Here is a 5,385-nt window from a genome sequence, read left to right as displayed (position 1 = left end):
TGCGGTTTTACTTGAGGAGTACCCAATCGGCCTTCTGGCCGGCGGCGCATTTGCGCCGTACAAGCGTTTTGCCACAGGCAAAACCTTGGCGCAGGGGCAATTCACTTGCCCCGAGCATTTTTAATCACCGAAGGGTGGAGCCGCCCTCTAGGCGGCGGAACCTAAAAAAGAAAGACATCTGCTGAAAGCAGATGTCTTTCTTTTTTGGTACGGCTGAAGGGATTCGAACCCCCGACCTACTGGTTCGTAGCCAGTCACTCTATCCAGCTGAGCTACAGCCGCTCACTGTCTTCAAGAGCTCACTCCTGATAGCTAGATTATATTAACACATTCAAACAGGAATTGCAAGAGGAATTTTACAAAAAATCAAATTTTTTTGTCGCGGGCGGAGCCCCGCTCCGCCCGTCATCTTGTCGAAACGCCTTTCCAGGCTTTTCAACAAGATGCTGACTTTTTCGATTTCATCGAAAAAGTTCCTGACTGCACGCGAAAGTGGGGGCTCACCTGTTTTGAGGTGGCTTCGCCCGAAGACATCTGGACTGCCACCGGCAGCCCAGACCCCCTTTCACACTTTTCCCCCGTGGCTTATTCTGCGTAGTTCCACTTTTTCGACAATTTCGCGGGCGGAGCCCTGCTCCGCCCGCGTCTTATGTTTGCTCAGCAGCAGTTGTTGTTTCCACAGCCGTTGCCGCAGCCACAGCCGTTGCCACAGCCGCAGCTGTTGCCACAGCCGCCCCAGCTCCCGCCGCAGCAGCAGATGAGGATCAGGATCAGAATGATCCACAGACAGTTCCCGCCGCCAAAGCCGCCGAATCCGCAGCCGTTGTTGCACCCCATAACGAAGTACCTCCCAATGAGATGGTAGACCGTCTCCGGCCTCCATCACATCCTATGCACCCGGTCGGCTTTCGTGTCCCCAAATCAAGGTCACAGTCTGGTCACAGACACCCCGGAGCGCACCGTGACAACCACGGCCTGGTCCAGGACCTCAGCCCCCACCAGCCGTTCCTGGAGGGTCATGGCCCCGTCTTTCTGCCGGGCATCCAGGGCAAAATAGGAGAGGTAGGCCACATGGGCCCGGAGGAAGGGCCCGCCCTCCAGCAGCTGCCGCTCTCCGGCGGTCAGGACCCCCAGCGCCTCCCCCCGCTGGAGGGCGGTGTCCCAGGTGAAATCGGGGGCCGCGCCGCCCTCGCTGTACCCCAGAGCCCGCAGAAGGAAGGTCACATACTGTCCGGCGGTGAGGGCGTCGTTGGTGCCAAAGTACCGGGCCGCCTCATCCATGCCCTTGGTATAGCCCTTTTCATAGGCATAGGCCACATAGCTCTGGCACCAGGCGGGCACATCGGTGAAGGGGCAGGCGGCTGTGGTGGCCAGAGCGGCCTGCTCCTCTCCGATGAGACGCAGGAACATGATGAGCCCCTGGATCCGGGTGGGGGGGAGCTCCAGGTCGTAGCCGGAGCCGTAGCCCGTATCGCTGCCCCGGAACAGCCCCAGGATGCGCAGGGCCTCCGCCAGGGCGTTGTAGTCGGTCCTGCCGCTCTCGGTGAGGGTGTGCCAGCCCTCCAGGGAGAGCACCGCCGTGGTGGAGGTCACCGTGACGGTGGCCACCGTGTCCTCCATCACCAGATACCGCCGTCCCTGGGTCAGGGCGCCGGAGCCCTTCTCCCAGCCGTTGGAGAGGTCGATGGTCTTCTTCCCGGCGCAGGAGAGGTCGCCGCTGCCGGCCAGCAGCAAAAAGCCGGAGCCGGCGGGTACCTGGACGGTATCCCCCTCCTTCACCCGGATGTCCTGAAAGGACTCCTGATAGCTGCCCCCGGAGGCGCTCCCTCCCAGCCGCGCCAGATAGCTTTCGTGTTTGGCCTTCAGCCCCGCCCCGGCCTCGGCATAGAGGGCGTCATGGCGGCGGGCGACGGCGGCCTCCGCCTGGGCCGTCACCTGGGCGGTATAGGTCCCATCCACATAGCTCTTGGACACCAGAGGGTCCTCCGCCCCGCCGCCCACAGCCAGGGCCACCGTGGCGCAGAGCAGCGCCCCCGCCGCCCCCACAACCGCCAGTACTCGTTTCTTCATGTGATACTCCTTTTATTCCACGGCGCACAGGCACCTTTTTGTATCCGCTTTCCTTTCAGTATAGCAAAGCCGCCCCGGTCTTGCAATCCCCGGGAAATACAAATCCCGCCCCGGGAAATGTTCCCGGGGCGGGCGCATACTTACAGGAAGGGATGGAAATCCTTGTCCAGGACCTGCTTGCGGTGGTAGCTCACATAGTCGGGCGCCGCCTCGGGACACTGCTTCTGTATGGTCTCCACCAGCAGGGCCGGATTGAGCCCCGGATTCTGGGCCCGGAGGATCACATCCAGAACGATGGCGTCCCGGCGCCCCTCATAGTCCACCTTGTGGATGAGGGGGATGAGGTCCACCTGGACCTGACCGCTCTTGGCCTTCTTGGACTTCTTGGTCACCACCAGGCTCTCCTGGCTCAGCAGGGCCCGGATGGCGTTCTCCGCCCCCACGGGCGCGCCGGCGTCATATTCCAGGGTAATGATGTAGTTCACCCAGCACAGCTCCCGGACGGGCCGTCCCCCGTCGTAGCAGCGGGTGACCGTGATCCCCTCGGGCAGGGCCCGGGTGAGCCGGTCCGGCACCTCGCCGGGCTCCATCCCCTCGGGCAGGCCGAACTCCAGGATCTCACACTGGCTGGAAAAGCCCACCGACAGGGGCAGAGCGATGGACACATAGGCGTGGGGGTTGAAGCCCTCGGTGTGCCGGACATGGAGCCCCGCCCGGAGAAAGGCCCGCTGGAAGGTCCGCATCAAATCCAGGTGGGAGATATAGCGGGCCCGGCCCGTTTTGATGAACTGGATGCGCTCCTCACTCATCGCACACCCTCCCCTTCTCCAGCAGATGGTTGGCCCCGCAGCCGGTACACTGCTTCCGGCAGTCGGGGGTGATGACCGCCTCATAGGCCCGCTCCCGCTCCCGCCACAGGAAGGCAGGGGTCACGCCGGTGGATACCCGGCTCCAGGGCAGGACCTCCTCCCGGTCCCGGACCCGATTGGCGTAGAAGGCCGGGTCCAGTCCGCATGCGTCAAAGGCCCGCAGCCAGCGGTCCAGGTCAAAATATTCGCTCCAGGAGTCGAATTTGGCCCCCTCCCGCCAAGCCAGCTCGATGGCGTCGGCCAGATGGCGGTCCCCCCGGGCAAAGACGGCCTCCAGATAGGAGGTATCCGGGTCGTGCCAGTGGTAGACGATGGCCTTCTCCCGCATGTTGTCCCGCAGCAGCTTCACCCGGCGAAGGTACTCCTCCCGGGTGACCTGGGCCTCCCACTGGAAGGCGGTGTGGGGCTTGGGCACAAAGCAGGCCGTGGAAACGGTGATCCGGCAGCCCCGACGCTTGTCGGGGGCGGTCTCCCGCCAGAGCTGGAGCACTTTCTTGGCCAGGTCAGCGATACCCAGCACATCCTCATCGGTCTCGGTGGGCAGGCCCAGCATAAAGTAGAGCTTCACCGTGTTCCACCCGCCCAGGAAGGCGGTGCGGCAGGAGTTCATCAGGTCGTCCTCGGTGACGTTCTTGTTGATGGCGTTCCGGAGGCGCTGGGTGCCCGCCTCGGGGGCGAAGGTGAGTCCGCTCTTGCGGACATGCTGGAGCCGCTGCATGAGGCCCATGGAGAAATTGTCCGCCCGCAGGGAGGGCAGGGACAGGGATACCTTATTGGGCTCGCACCACTCCAGCAGCCCGTCGCACAGCCCCTCCAGGGGCCGGTAATCGCTGGTGGACAGGCTGGAAAGGGTCATCTCCTGATAACCGGAGTCCTGGCAGGCGGCGATCCCCTGCTCCACCAGGAGCTGGGGACTGCGGGTGCGGACGGGCCGATAGGCGTAGCCCGCCTGGCAGAAGCGGCAGCCCCGGATACAGCCCCGGAAGACCTCCAGCATGACTCGGTCATGGACGATCTCGGTAGAGGGCACGATGGTCTTGACCGGGAAGTAGGCTTTGTCCAGATCCCGGACAATCCGCTTGGTCACCAGCTCAGGGGCGCCCTCCTGCGGAACGATGGCCTCCACCGTCCCGTCCTCCCGATAGGTCACGTCATAGAGGGAGGGCACATAGAGCCCCGGCACTCCGGCTGCGGCCAGCAGCAGATCCTGCCGGGACCAGCCCTCCTGCCGGGCGCGCTGATAGAGCTGGATGAGCTCCACCGTGACCTCCTCGCCCTCGCCCAGAGAAAAGATGTCCACAAAGGGGGCCAGAGGCTCCGGGTTGTAGGCACAGGTGCCGCCGGCAATGATGAGGGGGGCGTCCTCGTCCCGGTCCGCGGAGCGCAGGGGCAGCCCCGCCAGATCCAGCATATTGAGAACGTTGGTATAGGCCATCTCATAGCCCAGGGAGAAGCCGATGATGTCGAAATCAGAGATGGGATCTCCACTCTCCAAACCGTAGAGGGGCAGCCCCTCCCGGCGCATCTCCTCCTCCATGTCTCCCCAGGGGGCGAACACCCGCTCGCACCACACGCCGGGCAGCTCGTTCATCAGCCCGTAGAGGATCCGCACCCCCAGATTGGACATGCCGATCTCATAGGTGTCCGGGAAGCACATGGCCACCCGTGTATCCACCTGTTTTGGGTCCTTCACCACCGCATTGTACTCTCCACCGGTATACCGGGCGGGCTTCTGTACCCTGGAGAGGATCGTTTCCATCGTCCGGTCCATTCCTAACCTCCGCGCGCGCTCTTTCATTACTATATGGCAAATTATTATTTTAACCGCTGCGCGCAGGAATGGCAAGTACAATTTCGTGGATTTAATACATTTCTGCCCAGGAATGGCGAAAATCATCCACGACGTCCCAAAAGTGCTCCACGGAAAGCCGGTTTCGGTTGAGCGCGTCCACCAGACGCGCCACCTCTGCGTAGTCGCTGGAAAGCCTGTCCGCCCTGGGCCCGTCCCGGCAGACCACGCCGAACAGGACGGGCGCGCCGCCCTCCTCGGCGCAGACTGCATAGCGCAGTTGGTTCTCCTTCATACTGTTCCCTCTTTTCTCCTCTCATTCTCTCCGGCCAGTTGGGCCGCCGGCCTCCCCTCTTCCGGTCTTCTGTGCTATAATGGGGTTCAGGAACCGGTTTTGGGGAGGGCTCCTCTGATTTCCCATTGGACGGCCTGCGGCAGGACATCCATGATTTTGTGTTGGCCGCGCCGTCCCTAACAATATGGTGTATCAAGATTTACAATTCAAGTGCAACACATGGAGATAGGTAAAAAAGGAGTGACTCATAGGCGGTGATGCCCTAAAATGGTGTTTGTGGACAGCCAAGAAAGGGGCAGCATCCTATGAGTCACTATAAACACCTTACCATAGAAGAGCGGGAAAGTCTATACCTACTGAAG

General features: G+C 62.3%; 5 protein-coding genes and 1 tRNA gene. All 6 read right to left on the bottom strand.

Annotated elements, in window-relative coordinates:
* Positions 1-205: 205 nt before the first annotated feature.
* Positions 206-282 (bottom strand) — tRNA-Arg (locus tag Q0Y09_RS09785).
* Between the two features lie 375 nt (positions 283-657).
* On the bottom strand, positions 658-837 hold the full coding sequence (locus tag Q0Y09_RS09780; protein WP_297720890.1) for a hypothetical protein: 180 nt from the start codon (positions 835-837) through the stop codon (positions 658-660).
* A gap of 90 nt (positions 838-927) precedes the next feature.
* Entirely contained in the window at positions 928-2,070 is a 1,143-nt protein-coding gene (locus Q0Y09_RS09775) for a hypothetical protein (protein WP_297720888.1), read from the bottom strand.
* Between the two features lie 140 nt (positions 2,071-2,210).
* Positions 2,211-2,879 carry a TIGR03936 family radical SAM-associated protein gene (locus Q0Y09_RS09770; RefSeq protein WP_297720885.1) on the bottom strand — a complete coding sequence of 223 codons (669 nt, stop codon included), beginning with the start codon at positions 2,877-2,879 and terminating at the stop codon, positions 2,211-2,213.
* On the bottom strand, positions 2,872-4,710 hold the full coding sequence (locus Q0Y09_RS09765; RefSeq protein WP_297720883.1) for a TIGR03960 family B12-binding radical SAM protein: 1,839 nt from the start codon (positions 4,708-4,710) through the stop codon (positions 2,872-2,874). Before Q0Y09_RS09765 ends, Q0Y09_RS09770 begins: the two co-directional genes overlap by 8 nt.
* Positions 4,711-4,801: 91 nt before the next feature.
* On the bottom strand, positions 4,802-5,023 hold the full coding sequence (locus tag Q0Y09_RS09760; RefSeq protein WP_297720880.1) for a hypothetical protein: 222 nt from the start codon (positions 5,021-5,023) through the stop codon (positions 4,802-4,804).
* Between the last annotated feature and the right edge of the window lie 362 nt (positions 5,024-5,385).

It is taken from the genome of Intestinimonas sp. (assembly GCF_026169115.1).
Classification (GTDB): Bacteria; Bacillota; Clostridia; order Oscillospirales; family Oscillospiraceae; genus Intestinimonas.
This window is presented reverse-complemented; position numbering and strand designations above follow the sequence as displayed.

Excerpts from the sequence above, each read along its gene's own strand:
- Q0Y09_RS09765 (WP_297720883.1), bottom strand. The coding sequence starts at position 4,710 with ATGGACCGGACGATGGAAACGATCCTCTCCAGGGTACAGAAGCCCGCC.
- Q0Y09_RS09775 (WP_297720888.1), bottom strand. The coding sequence starts at position 2,070 with ATGAAGAAACGAGTACTGGCGGTTGTGGGGGCGGCGGGGGCGCTGCTC.
- Q0Y09_RS09760 (WP_297720880.1), bottom strand. The coding sequence starts at position 5,023 with ATGAAGGAGAACCAACTGCGCTATGCAGTCTGCGCCGAGGAGGGCGGC.
- Q0Y09_RS09780 (WP_297720890.1), bottom strand. The coding sequence starts at position 837 with ATGGGGTGCAACAACGGCTGCGGATTCGGCGGCTTTGGCGGCGGGAAC.
- Q0Y09_RS09770 (WP_297720885.1), bottom strand. The coding sequence starts at position 2,879 with ATGAGTGAGGAGCGCATCCAGTTCATCAAAACGGGCCGGGCCCGCTAT.